The sequence below is a fragment of the Sorangium sp. So ce375 genome, assembly GCF_051473855.1.
GTDB lineage: Bacteria > Myxococcota_A > Polyangia > Polyangiales > Polyangiaceae > Sorangium.
In genome coordinates this window covers 9,423,615-9,441,609 of sequence record NZ_CP150335.1, presented here as the reverse complement: position 1 = coordinate 9,441,609, position 17,995 = coordinate 9,423,615, and the positions used below count along the sequence as shown (strand labels likewise).

15 protein-coding genes are annotated in these 17,995 nt (G+C 68.9%); 8 read left to right on the top strand and 7 right to left on the bottom strand.

The annotated features are described in order from the left end of the window. Positions 1 to 165 precede the first annotated feature (165 nt). The 3 genes from WME90_RS35230 to WME90_RS35220 form a co-directional block, all read right to left on the bottom strand. Positions 166 to 1,464, bottom strand: a complete 1,299-nt coding sequence (locus WME90_RS35230; RefSeq protein ID WP_437276443.1) for a cation:proton antiporter — start codon at positions 1,462 to 1,464, stop codon at positions 166 to 168. Positions 1,465 to 2,321: 857 nt separating this feature from the next. Next, positions 2,322 to 2,456, bottom strand: a complete 135-nt coding sequence (locus WME90_RS35225; RefSeq protein ID WP_437276442.1) for a hypothetical protein — start codon at positions 2,454 to 2,456, stop codon at positions 2,322 to 2,324. 63 nt (positions 2,457 to 2,519) lie between these two features. Then, positions 2,520 to 2,801, bottom strand: coding sequence for a cupin domain-containing protein (locus tag WME90_RS35220; RefSeq protein ID WP_437276441.1), 282 nt, complete (start codon positions 2,799 to 2,801; stop codon positions 2,520 to 2,522). A 380-nt stretch (positions 2,802 to 3,181) separates the two neighbouring features. Between WME90_RS35220 and WME90_RS35215 the strand changes: the two genes are divergently transcribed. The 5 genes from WME90_RS35215 to WME90_RS35195 all read left to right on the top strand — a co-directional run bounded on the left by WME90_RS35215 (position 3,182) and on the right by WME90_RS35195 (position 7,968). Then, positions 3,182 to 4,234 (top strand): LysR substrate-binding domain-containing protein, encoded by a 1,053-nt coding sequence (locus WME90_RS35215; RefSeq protein WP_437276440.1) that lies wholly within the window; start codon positions 3,182 to 3,184, stop codon positions 4,232 to 4,234. Positions 4,235 to 4,543: 309 nt separating this feature from the next. Then, complete coding sequence (locus WME90_RS35210) at positions 4,544 to 5,092, top strand: TetR/AcrR family transcriptional regulator (protein ID WP_437276439.1); 549 nt, start codon at positions 4,544 to 4,546, stop codon at positions 5,090 to 5,092. Positions 5,093 to 5,176: 84 nt separating this feature from the next. Further along, the gene (locus tag WME90_RS35205; RefSeq protein WP_437276438.1) at positions 5,177 to 6,196 is read left to right on the top strand and encodes an NAD-dependent epimerase/dehydratase family protein; all 1,020 of its coding nucleotides are present in this window, start codon (positions 5,177 to 5,179) and stop codon (positions 6,194 to 6,196) included. Between the two features lie 67 nt (positions 6,197 to 6,263). After that, entirely contained in the window at positions 6,264 to 7,022 is a 759-nt protein-coding gene (locus tag WME90_RS35200; protein ID WP_437276437.1) for a hypothetical protein, read from the top strand. A 34-nt stretch (positions 7,023 to 7,056) separates the two neighbouring features. Then, the gene (locus WME90_RS35195; protein WP_437276436.1) at positions 7,057 to 7,968 is read left to right on the top strand and encodes an MBL fold metallo-hydrolase; all 912 of its coding nucleotides are present in this window, start codon (positions 7,057 to 7,059) and stop codon (positions 7,966 to 7,968) included. Positions 7,969 to 7,994: 26 nt separating this feature from the next. On the opposite strand, the gene WME90_RS35190 is transcribed toward WME90_RS35195, so the two are convergent. Together WME90_RS35190 and WME90_RS35185 are read right to left on the bottom strand one after the other, a co-directional pair. Beyond that, entirely contained in the window at positions 7,995 to 8,243 is a 249-nt protein-coding gene (locus WME90_RS35190) for a hypothetical protein (protein WP_437276435.1), read from the bottom strand. 195 nt (positions 8,244 to 8,438) lie between these two features. Next, positions 8,439 to 8,858: an outer membrane protein assembly factor BamB family protein gene (locus tag WME90_RS35185; protein ID WP_129574653.1), complete on the bottom strand. Its 420-nt coding sequence runs from the start codon at positions 8,856 to 8,858 to the stop codon at positions 8,439 to 8,441. A gap of 662 nt (positions 8,859 to 9,520) precedes the next feature. Here WME90_RS35185 and WME90_RS35180 point away from each other — a divergent pair. Further along, positions 9,521 to 10,270, top strand: a complete 750-nt coding sequence (locus WME90_RS35180; protein WP_437276434.1) for an SDR family NAD(P)-dependent oxidoreductase — start codon at positions 9,521 to 9,523, stop codon at positions 10,268 to 10,270. A gap of 156 nt (positions 10,271 to 10,426) precedes the next feature. Here WME90_RS35180 and WME90_RS35175 read toward each other — a convergent pair whose 3' ends face one another. Continuing rightward, positions 10,427 to 12,010 (bottom strand): hypothetical protein, encoded by a 1,584-nt coding sequence (locus WME90_RS35175; protein ID WP_437276433.1) that lies wholly within the window; start codon positions 12,008 to 12,010, stop codon positions 10,427 to 10,429. Positions 12,011 to 13,398: 1,388 nt separating this feature from the next. On the opposite strand from WME90_RS35175, the gene WME90_RS35170 reads away from it, so the two are divergent. Continuing rightward, a complete protein-coding gene (locus tag WME90_RS35170; protein WP_437276432.1) occupies positions 13,399 to 16,341 on the top strand; it encodes an SBBP repeat-containing protein in 2,943 nt (980 codons plus the stop codon). A gap of 184 nt (positions 16,342 to 16,525) precedes the next feature. Here the strand turns inward: WME90_RS35170 and WME90_RS35165 are convergent, their stop codons facing one another. Then, the gene (locus WME90_RS35165) at positions 16,526 to 17,026 is read right to left on the bottom strand and encodes an SgcJ/EcaC family oxidoreductase (RefSeq protein ID WP_437276431.1); all 501 of its coding nucleotides are present in this window, start codon (positions 17,024 to 17,026) and stop codon (positions 16,526 to 16,528) included. Between the two features lie 99 nt (positions 17,027 to 17,125). Between WME90_RS35165 and WME90_RS35160 the strand changes: the two genes are divergently transcribed. Beyond that, positions 17,126 to 17,707, top strand: coding sequence for a MarR family winged helix-turn-helix transcriptional regulator (locus WME90_RS35160; protein ID WP_437276430.1), 582 nt, complete (start codon positions 17,126 to 17,128; stop codon positions 17,705 to 17,707). Positions 17,708 to 17,995: the final 288 nt, after the last annotated feature.

Below are 17,995 nucleotides of genomic sequence, written 5' to 3'. Positions count from 1 at the left end.
CACGCCGATGATCCCGATCACCGAGGAGGTGATGGTCATGCCTCTCATTGGGACCATGGATGAGCAGCGTGCCAGGCACGTGATTGAATCTGCGCTCTCTGGCGCCGAGGCGCATGGTGCGCGTGCCGCCTCCGTGCGCTGGCGAGCGGCGCTTCTCCAGGTCGTTCAGGCGGCTTCCACGGGGAGCTGCTCCTCCTGCTCGGCGGCGGCGGCGGCGAGCGTCCGGCGCAGCAATGGGCCGATGGTCAGGCCCTGCACCACGATGGAGACGACCACCACGACATAGGTGATGGTCAGCACCATCTCGCGCTCCGGAACGAGCGTGCCGTCCGCGAGCTTTCCAGGGATGGAGAGCGCGAGGGCCACCGAGACGCCGCCGCGCAGGCCGCCCCACGTGAGGATGCGGATCGCCCCCGGGGTGAAGACCCTGCGCCTCTTCATGAGGCTCACCGGCAGCGCGACCGCGATGAACCGCGCGAGCAGCACGACCGGAAACGCGAGGAGCCCTGCGAACAGCGACTGGGTGTCGAAGGCGACGATCAAGAGCTCGAGGCCGATCAAGACGAACAGCACCGCGTTCAGGATCTCGTCCATCAGCTCCCAGAAGTCGTCCAGGTGCTCGCGGGTCTTCTCGCTCATGGCGCCGGCGCGCGCCTCGTTCCCGATGAAGAGCCCGGCCACCACCATGGCGATGGGGCCGGAGACATGGATCGCGTACGCCAGGGCATAGCCGCCCGCCGCGGTTGCCAGCGAGAGCAGGACCTCGACCTTGTAGTCGTCGACCTGCCGGAGCATGGCGAGCGTCACGAAGCCGAGCGCGAGGCCGTACAGCACGCCGCCGATCGCCTCCTGGACGAACAGCAGCGAGAGCCGCTGCAGATCGAGGCCCGACGTCCCCGACGCGATCTCCAGGAGCCCGATGAACGCCACCACCGCCACGCCGTCGTTGAAGAGCGACTCTCCGGCTATCTTCATCTCGAGCTCCTTCGGCGCCCCCACGTGCTTGAGGACCCCGAGCACCGCGATGGGATCGGTGGGGGAGATGAGCGCGCCGAAGAGCAAGCAGTAGACCGGCCGGATGTGCACGCCCATCAGCGTCATCAGGGCGTAGGTCATGCCGCCCACCAGCACGGTGGACATGAGCACACCCCCGGTGGCCAGGACGCCGATGACGACCCGCTGCTTCTTCAGATCCGCCAGGTTGACGTGCAGCGCGGCGGCAAACAGGAGAAAACCGAGCATCCCCTGCATCAACGTCTTGTTGAAGTCGATGCCATGGAGGTGCTCCTTCGCCTTGGCCTCCACCTCCGGAAACAGCTCTCCGACGCCCACCATGACGAGGGACGCCGTCATCGCGATCAGCATCAACCCGATCGTGGTGGGCAGCTTGAGGAGCCGATGGTTGAAGAAGCTGAAGATCGCAGCGAGCGAGAGCAGCGCTGCCGATATTTGGAATAGATCCATGCTCCCAGGCTTACAGGCGGGCGCGCGCCGGCTCGAGCGAGACGCGGCGACGTCCGGATGAAAAATTGCACGTCAAAGTTTCCCCAAGGGAGAAAGAAATCCAAGCCGACTCGAGATGTCAAGCCTCGACCGCGGGACTTGCGCCGGGCTGCCCGAAGGCCGGGGGCGCGACAGCGAGCCCCGCCCTGTCGAGGCGGCACGAACGACGCTGCTCCTTCCGCTGCAGCCGGCTCGGCAGCCGGCCCGAGCGACCTTCACGGCGGCGTGCGCCTGTCGCCGCGCGCCTGAGCGCGCCGCGTCCCTTCAAGCCGCGGGGCGATGGCGGCCCCTTCGCCATTGCCGGTATCCTGCTGTGCAATGCCTCGTTTCTTGTAAAGGCATCATCTGAACCCGAAGAATCACGGTGTGTATCTCGCGAGCCGTGCGACGCTGGCTCACGACGCCCCCGTGGGGAGGAGAGCATGAGCGAATCAGCAAACGTCGATGACCTGGGCGCTGCCCCGCACACAGGGGAGATCTCGCGCCGCTTCTTCTTGCGGGCGTTCGCCGGGGGGGGCGGCCCTGTCGGGCGCATGCGATGGGATGACGCCCTTCGAGCCGCCCACGGCGGAGGCGCGGTCGGAGCTCACACGGGCGACCGGGGGGCAGCTGGCGGATCTCATCCGCCGGAAGCGGGTGTCGTCGCTCGAGGTCGTGGAGGCGTACCTGGCGCGCATCGCGAAGATCAATCCGCGGCTGAACGCCGTGGTGAAGCTCCGCGCGGACGAGGCGAGAGCCGAGGCGCGGGCGGCGGATCAGGCCCTGGCTTGCTCACCCCTCCCAGGCCATGGCGGTTGGTGGGCGGTTACGGCTGAACGTCACGACGTGACGTCCAGCAGGACCTTGCCGACCGCGCCGCTCTCCACCGCCCGGTCCGCGTCGGCGGTGCGATCGGGCGGAAAGCGGACCAGCGGCAGGCCGTGCTCCTCGACCCTCGCGACCATGCTGCGCACGGACGCTGCAAGGACCGAAGCCGCAAGGACGCAAGGGGTTCGAGCGAGAGAGCGCACGCGCGTCTACTGGAGCCTGTGGAGCAACTCCGTGTCCTGGTCGCCCAGCAGGTAGGTGGCGATGAAGGTCGCGGGGGCCGAGCTGGAAGCGTTGTCGAAGCGCTCGATGGGCGCGGTCGCGGGCTCGAAGATCGTTTGCCCTGCCGTGTAGTACCTGACCGGTTGGCCTTTTACCTGGAGTAGAATACGCCCTTCGGTCACATAGCAGACGACCGGACCGGGGTGCGTGTGCGGCCCTGCCTTGAACCCAGGGGGCAACGTCAGCCGCTGCACCTCGACGCGAGTCACGGCCTTTCCGCCCGCGACCGCGTGAGTTCCAAGCGAGGCTCGCTCCAGGACCGAGTCCCGCGTGCATCCCGCGCCGGCACAGAGCAAGGCTGTCGCCATCGCGAGCGCAGCCCGGGAGAGGCGGCGCCCGCTCCCGGGGAGCGCGCTCCCCGGACGCCGCGTGCGACGAGGGCTGTCGGCGAGATCGCGAGGGAGGTCCCCTTCGCGCAGCGGCGGCTCGCCGTTCCGCCGTGAGACGTGAGCAAAACGCATGGAGTGTGGGTCCTTGTGCTCTGTCAGGCGGCTCCGGCTCGCCTTGACGCCACCAGCATGACGGAGCACCATCATGCTGAAAATCAGGAAGTTTGGTACGGAGAGTTCAGCAAAACGGGACGGTTGGCATGCAACGCGTCACCTTCGATCTCGACGTGCTGCGCAGCTTCGTCACGGGGATGGAGCTGGGCAGCTTCGCCAAGGCGGCGAACCGGGTGGGCCGGTCGACCTCGGCGGTGAGCGCTCAGCTCAAGAAGCTGGAGGAGCAGGCGGGCACGCCGCTCTTTCGCAAGGCCGGGCGCGGTCTCGCGCTGACGGAGGCGGGCGAGACGATGCTGGCGTACGCCCGCCGCCTGCTCGATCTGAACGACGAGGCGGCGGCCGCGGTCCGCGGCGTCGATCTCGAGGGCTGGGTCCGGCTCGGCTTGCAACAGGACTTCGGTGACGTGCTGCTCTCCGAGGTGCTCGGGCGGTTTTCGCGCGCCCACCCGAGGGTGCGGATCGAGGTGCGGGTCGCGCGCAATGCGGAGCTGCTCGAGCGGGTCACGTCGGGCCGGCTCGATCTCGCGCTCGCGTGGGGCGACGGTATGGGCGCGCCGCACGGCGAGCGTCTGGCCGAGCTGCCGATGCGCTGGATCGGGTCGGCCGCGGGGTGCTCTGCGTGGACCGGGGCGGAGGGCGAGCCGCTGCCGCTCCTGGCCATCGAGGCGCCGTGCCGGTTCCGGGATGCCGCCGCGGCGGCGCTCGATCGCGCTGGCATCCCGTGGCGGCTCGCGTTCACCAGCCCGGACCTGGGCGGGCTCTGGGCCGCGGCGGCGGCAGGGCTCGGGTTCACCGTGCGCACGCCGATCGGCCTGCCCGCCGGCGTGCGGGCGCTCGGCTCCGGGGAGGCCGGGCTGCCGGCGCTGCCCGCGCTCCCCCTGGCCCTGCACAAGGCAGAGGCGGAACCGGGGCTCCCGACCGCCCGCCTCGCGGCCCTCGTGGTGCAGGCGCTGCAACGTCCCGTCGAAATCGCTCGTGGAGTCCAGCGCGAAGCCCTCGTGGAGGGACGCGAACGCATCGCTCCCCTCGAGCACGTTGGCCGCCTGGTCCGGAAACCGGAGGCGCAGGTCAGAGGCCACAGGCACCTCGACCTCCTCGGCGCAGCCGGGCCCCGCGGCGGACGCGGTGCCGAAGAATGATGTCATGAGGTTCTGTATCAGAAGCTGAAGCGATGCTTTGTACCGAGTCATGGGATCCTGCATCACAACGAGCCGGTGCCCGCTTCAGTGCTCGCCGGTCTTGCCGAGCTCGGAGGCCAGGCGCGCCGTGCCGTCGCTTCGCATCGCGCGTGTCCGCGCGGTTGACTCGAACGGTTCCGGCACGACGCCGACGCAGCCGTGCGGCTCGTCGCCGAGACGCGCATAGGCCTCTCAGCGACTCCTGACGCCGTCGGGCTGCCTCCGGGTCGCGAGGAGCTGCCAGAGGCTAGCTGTGTTAGCCTGACGGCGATGGCCGACGTCAAGGACAAGTTGCTCGCCGTAGCGTACCGGGTGCTCGAGAGCGAAGGCCCAGCGGCGCTCACGACGCGGCGGGTGTGCGAGGAGGCCGGCGTGACGATGCCGACCCTCTATCACCACTTCGGCAACCGGGACGGGCTCGTGGCTGCGGTCCACGCCGTCGCGCTCGAGAAGTTCATGGCGAAGAAACGGGCGCTCACGCCGACAGACGACCCCCTCGCGGATCTCCGCAAGGGCTGCGAGCACGTGCTCGAATTCGTGCAGGCCCACCCCTCCGTCACGGCCGCGTTGATGGCGCGCGGCATCGAGCAGCCGTCGATATTCGAGCCGAGCTACGCCCTGATGCGGCACCGCCTCGAGCGTTGCGCCAGGGCGGGCGCCCTGCGCGTGCCGATCGAGCGCGCTGCCGAGCACGTCTGGGCCGTCGTCCAGGGCCTCGCGCTCAGCATCGTCGCGAGCCCTTCCGGCGCACCACCGAGCCGCGCCACCTCGGCGGGGGCGCTCGACGCGGTGTTCCAAGCGATCGCGGATCAATTGTAGCGCCGCTATAGACAAGTCGTATAGCGATGCTATAGATGATCCTGGAGGGCGCGCTGGAGCTGGCCCGAACAGGAGAGATTCGTCATGGCAGAGACCGTGTTCGTCACCGGAGGCAGCGGCTTCGTGGGCCGCGCCATCGTCCGTGCGCTCATCGCGCGTGAGTACCGCGTCCGTGCCCTCGCGCGAAGCGCCGCCAGCGCAGCCAAGCTCGCCGCCCTCGGCGCCGAGCCCGTCCGCGGCGACCTCCACGACGCCGCCGCGCTCACCGAGGGCTGCACGGGCGCCGCGGTCGTGGTGCACGCGGCCGCGTCCCTCACCTCGGCCCTGCGCTGGGGCGAGCACGCCCGCACCAACGTCGAGGGCACCGGCGGTTTGCTCGCAGCGGCGCGCGCGGCCGGCGTCCGCCGCTTCATCTACCTCGGGGCTGCGTCGGTTGTCATCGAGGGCTCTCGGCCGAGCGAAGGGGACGAGGACGCTCTGCCGCCCAGGGTCGATCGCTCCTTGCCGTACAGCGCGACGAAAGCTCTCGCCGAGGCGATGGTGCTCGAGGCAGACAGCCCCGCGATGCGCACCGTGAGCCTCCGCCCACCGATGATCTGGGGCCCGGACGCGCAGACCCTCGACATCATCGCGGAGGCCTTCCGCGCCGGGCGCTTCGCCTACGTCGGCGGGGGCAAACACCTCTACAGCGTCGCCCACGTCGACAATGTCGCCGAAGCGGTGAGCTGCGCAGTGCGCAGTGACGTCGGCGGGCGCGCGTATTTCGTGACCGACGACGAGGTCACGCCGATGCGCACCTTCTTGACGGAGCTCATGGCGACGCGCGGCGTAAACGCGAAGGCCTGGTCCGTACCCCTCCCCCTGGCGGTGCTGTTCGGGTGGCTCCTCACCAACCTCTTCGGGTGGTTCGCGCCGCGACGGCGCCCACCGCTCACCCTCGAGGACGTGCGGCTCCTCGGGCAAACGCTTCACCTCTCGTCTGCTCGGGCGAAGAAGGAGATTGGCTACCGCGCCGTGCGGAGCCGCGCGGAAGGCCTCGCCGCGCTCCGGGCCCATGGCAGCGCCGTTCGGCGGAGCGGCGAGAGCCCCGCGCTCGCGCATTGAGGCGCGGTCGATGGCTGTACTGGTTCTCCGTGAGGGTGACAGCGGCTGGCAGAGAACAAGAGAGAAGATGGAGAAGGCAACAGGGCGCACGGTGGCGAGAGCGAGCTGCCATCGCCCCGAGGAGAATGCCACCGCGCTCGCTTCGGGCAACGTCGCGCCCTCGCCATCCTCGCGGTGCTCGGCAAGCGCCTGCGCGCGGCTGCGGGCGGCTGCGGGCGCTCGGTTGCCCTGCATTGCGCGCGGCGGCCCCGCGACAGCGCTCCGGCGCTCGCTCGCCGGCGCCGCGCTGGCAGGCGCGCTCGCCTGGGGCTCTCCCGCCCGCGCCGCGGAGACGCAGAGCCTCGCCGAGGCGGGGATAAGCCCCGACCTCGCCTGGGCCGCGTCGCAGCTCATTCCGAGCCCCACCTGGCACCTCTACGCCGACGACACGCGCTTCGGCCTGCGCTGGCAGCTCACCCCCGTGCTCTACTCCTTCGGCAGAAATCGGAGGCTGTCCCCCTGGCGCAGCCTCCTTGCCGAGCCGCTCGCGCGGCATGCCGGAGCGCTCGAGATCCATGTCACGCCCGAATACCTCTTCTCCGGCGCCGGCATCGAAGATCACGTGCAGCTGACTGGCGGTGTGCGCGCCTACTTCCCCCTGCTCCACCGCGGAGAGTACCTCTCCTGCTCGCTCGGCGGCTCCGCCTTCACGCTCGGCGGCGAGGTCGCGGCGGCGTACGAGGCCGGCCTCTACACCCTCTTCGGTGTCATCGGCGTGCAGGTCGCCTACTCTCCGACGCGCGCGCTGCGCGGGACCACGTTGACGCTCAACCTCAGGTACTTCTGACCCCATGCTCCGCGCGGCAAGCTCCACCGCTCTCATGGCGCTCCTCGCCGCCTCGGCGCTGTCCTGCAACAGCATGCCGGGGCGCGTCCTGTCAGGCAACGCGGGCGCGCTGTTCGGCGGCCCGGCGCCCGTCGCTAACAAGGTGCGAGAGCCCTACCGCAAAGACGCGCGCCTGGCCGTCCTCTGGGTCGGCCACGCGACGGCGCTCGTCCAGATCGACGACAAGCAGATCCTCACGGATCCGGTCTTCACCTCGACCGTGGGCCTCCTCTCCGCGCGGCTCGTCGAGCCGGGCCTGGACCCGGAGCACGTGCCGCCCCTCTCGGCGGTGCTGGTCTCGCACACGCACTTCGATCACCTGTCGCTCGGCTCGCTCGAGATGATCGAGGAGAAGACACCGGTGCTCTTTGTCCCCCGCGGCGCGCTCCCCTACGTGCCCGATTTCGCGTTCGACACGATCGAGCTCTCCACGTGGCAGCGCTGGGAGCACGACGGGCTGCGGATCACCGCCGTCCCGGTGAAGCACGGGGGAGGCCGCTACGGAATCGACATCGCCCTCGGATGGGGGGGATTCACGGGGTACGTCGTGGAATATCATGGGATCACCGTCTACTTCGGCGGGGACACCGCTTACGATCGCAAGGTGTTCACGGAGACGCGGGCGCGGTTCCCCGCGATCGATCTCGCGCTGATGCCGATCGCGCCGATCGGGCCGCGCGATTTCATGCACTCGCGCCACGTGGACCCGGCAGAGGCGCTAGAGGCCTGCGAAGATATGGGCGCGAAATGGATGGTGCCGATCCATTTCGACACGTTCATCAACTCCTCGGACGAGCCCGGCCAGGCGGTCTCCGAGCTCAAGCGCGTGATGGCGGCCCGGCGGATCGCGCCTGGGAAGGTCCACATCCTCGCGCCGGGAGAGCAACGGATCCTGCTCGGCCGCTAGGATCGAGCGCCGGAGGGAGGTCGCTCCTACGCGCTCGCGAACGGGCGGCGCCGCGCGCGCTGCGGGGCGCACCGGCGTGCCGTGTTGAGCCGCATGTCGCCGGACGTGCGTTGCACGACGGTCACCGCGCCGCTCTCGACCGCGCCGCACGCGCCTCGGCGCGCGGCGCGCGTTTCGTAGAACCGCTCCACGCTCTCGACGAAGATGCGGGTCAGCACGCCGAACGACGCCCCGTCCTGGGCGAGCCTGCGCCGCCACGAAAACGGAAACGTCAACACCCACTGTCAGAACGCCACCTCGTGCAGGACGTCCTCGATCAGGTTCGCCGCCGTGGCACACATGCGTCGGCCCAGACACGACGGGCAGAAACCGCCGCTGCCGCTGTTCCTGCGGCTCGGCGCGGCGGTGCAGGCGCGCGTGCACGCGTACCGGATCGACTGGGAGGCGCGGGCGGCGTAGCGCAGGGGGCGTCAGTCCTTGTCGTCCGGCTGCGCCACATTGTCCGGCACGCCCAGGGCGACCGGGCCCATCCCCTTGCTCTTGAACTGGTTGTGCCAGAGGCTCTTGCCGGTGAGCGAGAAACACTCCACCTCGCCCTGCTTGGCGACGAAGAGCCGGTCTCCCTCCAGGAGGAGCGTGGCGCGGCCCTGCGTGGCGGCCTTCACCTCCCAGAGCAGCTCGCCCGTAGGGTAATGCAGACAGGCGACGCGGCTGAAGCTCGCCGCGTAGATCGCCGCAGGCGTGATCAGGAGCGCTGTGGAAGAGAAACCGCCCCCGGCCTGCTTGTACTCCCAGAGCACGCGCCCGGTGCCCGGATCGACGCCGAAGATCTGATCCCGGAACGCCGCCACCAGCACCGGCGCCGCCGCGATTGTTCGGTATTCGCTCATACGTCCCCTCGCTTCCTGATTGCGTCCAGCGAGCTATCAGCGGGGGGGCGGCGCGGCAAGCTGCGAGCACGTGCGGGGTCGCGAGCCGCGCGCACGGCGAAGGTGCGAGCTCGCATGGGCTCCTGGCGGAAAGGTGATGCGGGGAGCGAGCTCATCTCAAGCGGCTCCTCGCTGCGCTCCTCCGGCGCAATGGTAGTCTATGAAGGCTCGCGAGCGCTTCCGGCGGAAACATCGCCCTCACGAGGTTGCTCCCCGCGCTCTTGCCGTTCCCGCCCTCGCCAAATAGAATCGAGCAGCGCTGAACTCTGACGGCGTCGCCAGCGTAATGTAGAAGATATTACATATCCGAGTTAACTCGTTGGATCTGTTGGTATTTATACGCGGATCAGTGGATCGTATTTCTTGTACGTTATGCCAACTGCCGGTCGTTGACGGAAAAATCTTGACAGGCCGGAATGGCTTCGCGCGGGCTATCCTCGGTGGCACGCCAGCGCGAACGCTTGAACGGCCTCGGCCTCGTCAAGGCGAGCCCGCGGCGCCGCGAACGTCGCGACGAGCACCGGCGGTCCCTCGGGCCGCTCCTCTTCGCCGTCGTCCCGTCAGCTGGAGACAGCCAGTCCTTCGATCCATTCCAATACTTATTACACGGAGTTGATATTACCATGCTCAGCAATAAAGTCGTTTTGATCACCGGGGCCACATCGGGAATCGGGGCCGCGACAGCGATCGCGGCGGCGCGGGCCGGCGCCAAGGTGGTGCTGGCCGCGCGACGCCAGGAGATGGGCGACGCGCTCGTGGCCCGCATCAAGGTGGAGGGTGGAAACGCGCTGTTCGTCCGCACCGACGTCACCGTCGAGGCGGACATCCAGGCTCTGATCGAGCGCACCGTGGAGGCCCATGGGCGGCTGGACAGCGTCTTCAACAACGCCGGTATCGCCACCGCGCTCGGGCCGCTCGCGGACGTGCCGGTCGCCGATTATCTCGCTCTCATGCAGGTCAACCTGCACAGCATCTATCTGTGCATGAGGTATCAAGTGCCCGTCATGAAGAAAAGCGGCGGCGGCTCGATCGTCAACTGCGGCTCGATCGCCTCCACGGTCTCTGCGCCCGGGTTCGGCGTCTATGCCGCGACCAAGCACGCGATCCTCGGCCTCACCAAGTCTGCGGCCATCGACTACGCGGCGGACAAGATTCGCGTCAACGCCATCCTGCCCGGCCCGGTGGAGACCGAGATCTGGGATCATATGCAAAGCGGCGAGCAGGTGCTCGACGCCTTCGGCGCGGCCACGCTGATGAAGCGGTACGCGCACGCAGACGAGATCGCTCGACCGGCGGTCTTCCTGCTGTCCGACTGGTCGTCGTACATGACCGGCACGCAGCTGACCGTGGACGGCGGCTACACCGCAGTGTGACCCGGGGCAGCGCGCCTCGGAAGATCCAGGCGCGCTGCCGGCACCTCGCCGCGACGTCGTTCCCGAGGAGCGCATGCTCGCGCAGATCGTGAGCTGGCCCCCTGAGACGGTTCGGCCTAGACCCCCGCTTGCGCGCTCCGAGGATGACGCGCAGGATCAGCGGCCGCCCTGCCCGAGCACCACGATGGTGTTGTCGCTTCCGTTGTCGACGACGTCGGAGGCGTTGAAGACTTTCGCCGTGCAGGACTGCGAGCCAGGGCCCAGCAAGATGGGCTGCCCGCTGAAGTTGGCGAAGTCGTTCAGCGTCAGCAGGTCGTCCGTGCAGGGCAGCGGCGTGCCCAAGAGGATGTTCGGCGCGCCCACGCTGATGCCCAGCGGAGCGCTGCCCGACAGCACGTTGTGGTCGGCCACCAGGCCTTTGCCCGCCAGGTGCTCGATGAGGCTGCTGTCAAAGCCCGGCGCCGCATCGATATGGTTGCAGCTCACCGAAGGCTGGAGGTACGGAGGCGCCCCTTCGAGCTCGCTGAGGTCCGCGATGAACAGGGACGACGCGTTGAAGGCGCCTGTCGCCACCGCCTGGATCTCGTTGTGGGCGAAGCTCACCGTCGAGGGCTCCTTGGGCCAGCGGCCCGTCTGGGTGAGGCTCTGGCCCGCGATCACGCCCACGGCGTGCGCGTTCGAGTTGAGGAAGCGGTTGTGCTCCACCGTCAGCGGCGCGTTCGACGGGCTCAGCAGCAGCGTCCCGAAGGCAATCAGAAAGGGATCCTTCGCCACGCCGCGCCCCGAATCGTCGAAGACGTTGTCCTCGATATCGGCGAACGCCTGCGGGTAGACGTCCTGGTGCGGGGACGGGAAGCGGAAGGCGCTTTGGGCCTCGAAAGCCGCCAGGGAGGCGGGCGGCGACAGGAGCGTCTCCACGGCCACCGAGTGCAGCTGGGTATGCTCAAAGTCACAGTTATTCACCGTCACGAGCCCGTTCACCGGGATGTGGTCGAACTCATTCCAGCCACCGACGGCGGTGCCGGGCGTGACCGGCAGCCACTGTTCGCCGCCGATGAACACCAGGCCCGCCATCAGATTGCTGCCCAGCGTCGGGCTCAGGATCTGGCCGTACACGCCCACGTTGTTGAACGACACCTCGTAATGCTCCACCTCGAAGTCCTTCTTCGGGTTGTAGTTGCCCTTGGATCCGGTCACCAGCACGGCCGCCCACACCGGCCTGACCTCGGTGCCGTAATAAGTCAACGCGGGCCCCTCGCCCTCGACGGTGAACGACAGATCGCGCATCGTGAGGTTCGTGCTGGTCAGCTGCCAGGGCGTCTTGCACGAAGGTGGCTTGTTGAAGACCGCCAGGATCGGCGGAAAGCCCGGTGGGAACAGCCGTTTACGATACGCTTTGTTCAGCAGGGGGAACACGTACGTGCCGTTCGCGGCGCGGCCGCGCGCCACCAGCACGGTATCGTTCATGCCGGCGCCACTCACCTCCGCGTCCAGGCCCTCGGCCGCCAGCGTCTCGCTCACGTGAAACGTGCCGGCGTCCAGCGCGATGCGGCCGCCGCGCGCCACGTTATTCAGCGCCCATTGCAGGTTCCTCGTGTCGGTCGCCATGCGCCGGAAATGGTCTTGCAGCCCCACCGGCGTCACCCGGATGATCCTGCCGTTCCCCACCACCCGCACGTGGTCGGGATCGGGAGGCACGAGGTGCGCCATGCCATGCGTCGTGGCAGCGGTGAGCAGCACGAAGAGCGTTGCGCCGACGGCCTTGGGGGTACATTCGTTGACTCTCGACATCCTTCTTCCCCGCGGTGCTTTGCCGGATTTCCCCTGGCTGCAGACGGGCCAGACGATGCCACTCGGCGGCGCCTGCGCCACGCCACCTTCGCCGTACTTGCGGGTCGTTCGCCTCCTGCTCCGGGTACATTCGGAGCCTGACGGACGTCGGGAACGCCAATTTAACGCGACATGGCTCCGTGGCACGAAAGCTCCATGTGCTCGGTCACCTTGACAACGGCGGCCGATCGCGCGCCGCGACATCGACCCGTCGGGCACCTTCGCCAACGCCCCTCGGTGGGCACTCCTCTCGGGGGCCTAAACTCTATTTGCGCGCTATCGCAGCCAACGGCTTGCCGACCGCTGCGTGTGCGTCGCGCGCAGCCTCGAGCGAGGGATTTCCAACGGGCATCCCAAGCCGGATCGCAGCGCGAGGAAGTGTAGCGCGGCAGAGCGAAAGGGTAGGACCGCGAGCGTCGTGATGGCTCGGTCCTCGGTCGAAAGAGCGTGGTCCGGGCGGCACCGCGCGCGCTAAGGGCGCATCGGCGTGCCGTGGGCACACATGTCCGTCCGGGCGTTGGTCTGGCCGTCCGGGCGTTGGTCTGGCCCGGGAGGCGCGTCGCGAGACGCTATCCGGCGTCACCGAGCGCCTTGCGGCGCACTCGTCCCGAGACGGCGGAGGCACAGAGCGCTGCGCCATTCGCACGGAGCGTGACGCGGCCCGACATCGATATCGGCTGCACACGTCGTCGATGCGAGGCGATCTGGAGATGGAGGGGACATGGTTTCATATCGCCGTCGAGCGCCCGCCAAGGTGCTTTTCGCGGGGGCGTGCTCGGTCTTGCTGTGGTGCGCGGCCAGCGCCGCGGTGCTGGCCCTGGCTGGCTGCGCGTGGGAGGCCGAGGAGAACGAGGGAGGCACAGAGCGCGAGGGCCGCGCGTCCCTGGATGAAGCGCTGCGTCCCTGGGTGACGAGCACGCTGCCGCATGTGCCCCCTGCACGGAGGCGGAACGATCCCGTCCCTGGAGCGGCGCTCACCTGCGCGCGGTACGGGCTCAGCCGAGGAGCTAGCCTGCGGCTAGGTGGCGCAGATCTGAAGCTTGAAAGGTCAGGCACGCTCGTTGCTCATGGCGCCGGCGACCCCCGCGAGGATCGGAGCGCGACGAGGGGCTATCCGGAAGCTCTGGGCTTTCGGCGGCGAGGAACGCGCGCTCGTCGAGGGCAGGCGGCGTCAAGGCCGGACTCGCGGCCTCACACAGGTTGGATAGTGCGGGACAACCAACAAATAGAATGAAACATCGGTTTTTCCCAGCCTCAGGGCCATGTCGAGTCGACATCATTTACTGCGAGGTTCAAGCATGAAACGACTTCATCGTGAGACGCTCTCCGTGTGCATCCTGGCCGCAGGCGTCGCCGCTTGCAGCGGCTCGACCGGCGATCCTCTGCCGGTGGGCTCGACGAGAGGCGCCCAGCCCGACCAGGCTGCGCCGATCTCCTCCGGGGACGACGGCCCTGGAGCGGAGGGGGATGAGCTCGCGCCCGCCGGAGAGCTGAACGAAGATACCAGCGCGACCGAGGAGGAGCTGAGGCCCAAGGAGGACGACTCCCCCCTGTCCACGCTCCCGTTCCACCCCACGGGGGGGGATCGCCCGAAGGGCCTCCCGCTCCCCTTGCAGAACGTGACCTGCCCCAGCTTCGAGGGATTCACGTGGCATGACGAGACTCCCACGACCGGCGCGGACCTCGGGAATGCGGTCGCCGCGTCCTGCGACGCCGTCTACCAGGTCGGGTCCACCACCGGGGCCATCTTGGGCGAGGTGAACAGCGGCGCGAGTGACGCCTTCATCCGCAAGGTCGGGCATGACGGGAACCTAGTGTGGGGCGCGCAGATCGGCACGTCGGCGATCGACCAGGCGACGAGCGTCGCCGTCTCCTCGGCCCAGTGCCCCACGAGCGGCAACGAGTCGCTCTACGTGGTCGGCCACACGAGCGGCGCGATCGTAGCCGGCCAGAACAAGGGATCTTCGGACGCCTTCCTCGTCAAGCTGAACGCAAACGGGACCGAGGCGTGGCGGCGCCAGTTCGGTACGGCTGGGGTGGATCAAGCGTGGTCTGTGGCCCACGCACCTGACGGCAGCGTCTACGTGGTGGGCTCCACGGCCGGGAATCTCGCCGGGGTGAACCCGCCGCCGACGAACGGCACCACGTCGCTGTTCGTGGCGAAGTATTCGGCGAGCGGCGATCCTGTCTGGACCAGGCAGCTCGGGGTGAACAACAAGACGACCATCGCGCGCGGCGTGTCCGTCGGAGCCGATGGGCAGGTCTACGTCGCAGGTTACACCACCAGCGCGCTGGCAGGCCAACCGTACGCGGGCGGCAGCGCTGATGCCTTTGTCGCCCGCTACAGCGACAGCGGTGCTCTGGGCGGGGTGGCTCTCCTCGGCACGAACCTCCAGGACCAGGCGTTCAGCCTGACCACTGCGGTCGAGTCGGGTCAGACCGTCGTCTACGTCTCCGGCACGACGAACGGGAACTTCCCCTCTTATGCCTCTTCGACGAAGTATGACGCCTTCCTCGCCAAGCTGGACGCGAGCCTCACCACGCAGTGGATCCGGCAGACAGCGGCGAGCGAGAACGTCTCCGCTACGTCGGTGGCCGTCGTCGGTGGATCTGTCGTGTTGACCGGCCAGACCTCCCGCGACCTCGACTCCGACGCGCCCCTCGGGAGCGAGGACATGTACCTGCGCGAGTACAGCACGGCGGGGGCACACCTGCGCACCGAGTACATCGGCACGAACGCGACGGAGGCGGGACAAGGGCTCGCCGTCGATCCGAGGGGCAACGTCTTCCTGACGGGCAGGACGGACGCGCCGTTCTGCGGTCACTCCTTCGGCGGCGGTGGTAGCGACGCCCTCCTCGTCAAGGTCATGAAGGGGTGCCGCGTGGACACCCAGGATCAGTCCTGCAAGCCCGCCGTGTGCTGGGGAGACCCCCATTACGTCAGCTTCGATAATGTCGCCTTCGACTTCCAGGGGGAGGGCGACTTCGTGATGGCGACCAGCGCTGCCACTCCCGATCTGGAGATCCAGATCCGCCAGTGCCCCGTGTCGCCGGGCGTCTCGACCGGCCGGGCCGTGGGCGCGCGCATCGCGGGTGATCTCGTGGAGTTCCACGTGAACGGCGCGCTTTACTTGAACGGGCAACAGACGACGGTGCCGTCGAGCGGCGCGCTCGCGCTCGCCGGCGGCGGGAGCGTCTACCAGTCCGCGAGCGGCAGGACCGTGCTGGCCTGGCCGACGGGAGAGCGGCTGGCGGTGCGTCCAAGGAGCTATGTCCTCGGCCTGTACCTGGACATGCTCTTCCTCGTCCCGCCGGCCAGCGTGGGCAAGATGGTCGGCCTCTTCGGGAACGCCGATAACGACCCCACCAACGAGTTCATGATGGCCCGGGACGGCAGCGCGCTGAGCAGCGCGCTGACGTTCTCCGAGATGTACCAGGACACGAACAGCTACGCGGACGTCTGGCGGGTGGGCGCCGCCCCGGGCGACGTCGCGCTCATCCAGCAGGGCACGCCGTGCGGCGGTCCGGCCGGTCCCGAGCAGCCGGCGTGGCTCAACAACCTGACCCCCGCGCAGAGGGCCGCGGGCGAGCTGGCCTGCGCCGGCATTACCGACGAGGCCGTCAAGCAGACGTGCATCCTCGACGTGGGCCTCACCGGCGACCCGAGCTTCGCGGACTCGGCCCAGGACGCCGCCACGGATCTCGCGAGCCACGGGCAGGGCGGGCCGGTCATCAACAGCCCCCGCAGCGTCTACTTCAACAGCTTCACCGGATCCATCGGCCCGGAGTGGGAGTCCATCGTCACCAGCGTCACCCCGCTCGGAGACCGCACCTTCCTGGGGCAGTTCGGCAACGAGACGGTGAACCTGACGCTCAACGATCTCGCCCCCCACACCGAGCTGACCGTCAGCTTCGACCTCTACCTCGTCAACGCTTGGGATGGCGACGGCCCCCTTGGCCCCAGCGTCTGGACCGCCTCCGCGGACGGCGTCGAGCTGCTCAGCGGGACCTTCTCCAACACCCTGAGCTCCCAGAGCTATCCGCTGGGCGGGAGCCTGGCCGGGTCGGGAGCGCGCGAGGCGAACACCCTCGCCTATCCGTACGGCGACTCCGTGTACCGCATCAAGCTGGTCTTCCCGCACTCCGCGTCCGACCTCGCGCTCGACCTGTCCGCGGCTGGGCTGACCGGCCTCTTCGATGAGGGCTGGGGCGTGGCCAACTTCGAGGTCCAGGGGCGCTGACGCTCCCTGAAATAGCCGCGAAATAACCTCGACGGGCGGGCCTCTCGATTCTGTCCCCTGCCGCGCCGCTCGCAAGGAAGAGCCGCCATGCTCCCCGTCGAGGTGCACAACATGGGCTTCCCCTGTCCCAGATGAGCTTGGCATCGGGGTCTCGACAAATGAGCGCCGCGGTGAGAGCGGGCGCTCAGGCCGCGAGGGCCGCGGGGTGGCGGCGTCGCCAGAAGGCGAGGCGAACGCGCAGCACGGCCGCGAAGAGGCGCATGGACAGGCTGTCGGACGGGGGCAGGGGCCGCACCCGCGTGTTCTGAAACGCCGCCACCCGCCAGCGCCCGTCGTCGCCCCGCACCACCACCGTCATCTGCCGCGACCGCCGGCTTGCGGGCGTCGTTTTCTGCCAGGGCCACAGCACCGCGCCGGTGCTGACGACCACGGCCGCGTCGGGACCGAGGAAGCGCACGCTCTCAATCTCGCAGACCAGGCGGGTGCCGGCGAGCACGCCGGCGAAGAGCTCCTCATGCACCCGGCGGTTCGCCTCGCGGCCCCGCAGCCACGAGCCGTCGAACGTCACGTAGTCGGAGTCGGGCGTGTAAAACGCGTCGACGGCGCTCGCGCCCTCGCGCGCCCACGCCTCGCCCAGAGCCTCGAGCATGCGCCGGATGGCCGCCTCGTCGGTCGAACGATCCATGAAAGCTCTCCTTGTTTGTAACTTTGTTAGTAAGTAAGATAATTAGGAAGGCTTGTCAAGCCGGCGCGGTCTCGGGTAGAGTGCGGGCGGGTCGAGGCGATGGCCGCGAAACGGACGAGCGTGAAGGAGGTGAGCGAGCTGGTCGACAGCCTGGGCGACCGGCTGGGCCGCGAGCTGAGCACGCAGTCGGTGCTCCTTCACCAGGCGATCGCCGAGCGGCTGGGGCTGAAGGGCACCGACCACAAGTACCTCGACGTCATCCAGCGGGCGGCGGAGGTGGGCCCGGTCACGCCGGGTGACCTGGTGCAGCTCACGGGGCTGACCTCGGGAGGGGTGACGGGGGTGCTCGACCGGCTCGAGGCGGCGGGGTTCGTTCGCCGCGTGAAGCACCCGAGCGACCGGCGGCAGCTGGTGATCGAGCCGGTGGCCGAGCGCTACGCCGAGATCGGCGTGCTCTTCGCACGGTTCCGCGAGCGCTGGACGGCGCTCTGCTCGCGCTACTCGCTCGCCGAGCTGCGGCTCATCTGCGACTTCTTCGAGCAGGCGATCGCGCTGATGGCCGAGGAGATCGCCCGGATGCAGCGCCCGGGCGGGCCCGAAGCCGCCCCGGCGAGCGCCGCGCCTGCCGTCGATGCACCGACCGCCAAGGGCACCAAGGCGCGCCCGCGCCGCACCTCCTGAAGAGCGTCCGCGGGGGCAGGCTCGCGCCCATCGGCGAGGCGGGGAACGCGCCTCGTCAGCAGCGATATCGGGATCGAGGTCGGCAGCGAGCTCCGGGGCCGGACCCCGCGGGACAGTCCCGCCAGAGAAACCGGTCGATGGCGAGCGGTCGCCGGAACCTAACCTGCGACCAGAGCGCCATCCGGAGCGTGCGCCCTGACCTGCTTCGAGCAGCGGCAGCGCGCCGCGGCATCGAACAGCAGCGCTGTCCCGAAGCGCCGCTCGAAGACTGCGCCGAACTGACGACAG

What these genes read in the sequence shown, in the direction of transcription:
- WME90_RS35230 (WP_437276443.1), bottom strand. Translation starts at nt 1,464, where the DNA reads ATGGATCTATTCCAAATATCGGCAGCGCTGCTCTCGCTCGCTGCGATC.
- WME90_RS35160 (WP_437276430.1), top strand. Translation starts at nt 17,126, where the DNA reads ATGGCCGCGAAACGGACGAGCGTGAAGGAGGTGAGCGAGCTGGTCGAC.
- WME90_RS35195 (WP_437276436.1), top strand. Translation starts at nt 7,057, where the DNA reads ATGGCGCTCCTCGCCGCCTCGGCGCTGTCCTGCAACAGCATGCCGGGG.
- WME90_RS35200 (WP_437276437.1), top strand. Translation starts at nt 6,264, where the DNA reads ATGGAGAAGGCAACAGGGCGCACGGTGGCGAGAGCGAGCTGCCATCGC.
- WME90_RS35185 (WP_129574653.1), bottom strand. Translation starts at nt 8,858, where the DNA reads ATGAGCGAATACCGAACAATCGCGGCGGCGCCGGTGCTGGTGGCGGCG.
- WME90_RS35215 (WP_437276440.1), top strand. Translation starts at nt 3,182, where the DNA reads ATGCAACGCGTCACCTTCGATCTCGACGTGCTGCGCAGCTTCGTCACG.
- WME90_RS35205 (WP_437276438.1), top strand. Translation starts at nt 5,177, where the DNA reads ATGGCAGAGACCGTGTTCGTCACCGGAGGCAGCGGCTTCGTGGGCCGC.
- WME90_RS35210 (WP_437276439.1), top strand. Translation starts at nt 4,544, where the DNA reads ATGGCCGACGTCAAGGACAAGTTGCTCGCCGTAGCGTACCGGGTGCTC.
- WME90_RS35170 (WP_437276432.1), top strand. Translation starts at nt 13,399, where the DNA reads ATGAAACGACTTCATCGTGAGACGCTCTCCGTGTGCATCCTGGCCGCA.
- WME90_RS35180 (WP_437276434.1), top strand. Translation starts at nt 9,521, where the DNA reads ATGCTCAGCAATAAAGTCGTTTTGATCACCGGGGCCACATCGGGAATC.
- WME90_RS35165 (WP_437276431.1), bottom strand. Translation starts at nt 17,026, where the DNA reads ATGGATCGTTCGACCGACGAGGCGGCCATCCGGCGCATGCTCGAGGCT.